The organism is Acinetobacter sp. R933-2 (genome assembly GCF_030325485.1).
Classification (GTDB): Bacteria; Pseudomonadota; Gammaproteobacteria; order Pseudomonadales; family Moraxellaceae; genus Acinetobacter; species Acinetobacter sichuanensis.
This window is the reverse complement of record NZ_JACAIJ010000065.1, coordinates 1-679: the sequence shown is the minus strand read 5'-3', so window position 1 is coordinate 679 and position 679 is coordinate 1. Positions and strand designations below refer to the sequence as shown.

The window sequence follows — 679 nt, the reverse complement described above, 5'->3', positions numbered from 1 at the left end:
GCAATTGACTGATACACGATGCCAATTGCAAGCAAACCAAAAACAGCAAAGATAAACATGATAAAACCTTGGTACATTGTTGAATTTTCAAGTAAGCCGAAATGTTCAAGAAATGCAGATCCACCATATAAGCTGAATGTTAAACTAGCAACAAACTTACCAATCAGACTAAATGAGACCTTAATTTTCCCATCCTTATCAATATCTCCACTCAACACTAACGCTAATAATGCCCCTACAACTGCTGGTACAACTTTAATGATCCATGGAATTGTATTTTCTTGCATACACACCTCAAGTTAAATAATAAAAGCCCCGATCTTGGTATTAAAGATCAAGGCTAGGTGTGGTTGTTTGTGTGATATGAGCTAACTAAACCATCTGCCTGTAGCTACAATATCAAATGAAATAGAAGCACTAGCAATAGAAGTTAATGATGTGCTGTGTATTGATGTTGATGAAGCCCCAGCAGCCGTTACTCTTATTGAAAAACTAGATGAATCGCAGCTAGTAGTTGAAATTTGAGGCTGTGCAATAAAGGCCATAGGATATACCCAAATTATATCTTCTGATTTAAAACCACCACCTGCAGCTATTGAAATAGGTAAAGTTACACTTTTTCGAATTCTACAGATCATTGTACCATCTGCAAATTTTGTCCAGCTTCCGTTTGAGTTGC

Annotated in this window: 1 protein-coding gene and 1 pseudogene; both read right to left on the bottom strand. The window is 36.7% G+C overall.

Translation table 11 applies throughout. The features are described 5' to 3' along the window. Positions 1–287, bottom strand: a 287-nt coding sequence (locus tag HX005_RS19605; RefSeq protein WP_286378576.1) for a hypothetical protein, incomplete at its 3' end; no start/stop codon positions are given. A gap of 81 nt (positions 288–368) precedes the next feature. Further along, a pseudogene (locus HX005_RS19600) lies at positions 369–679 on the bottom strand (hypothetical protein); the annotation flags it as partial.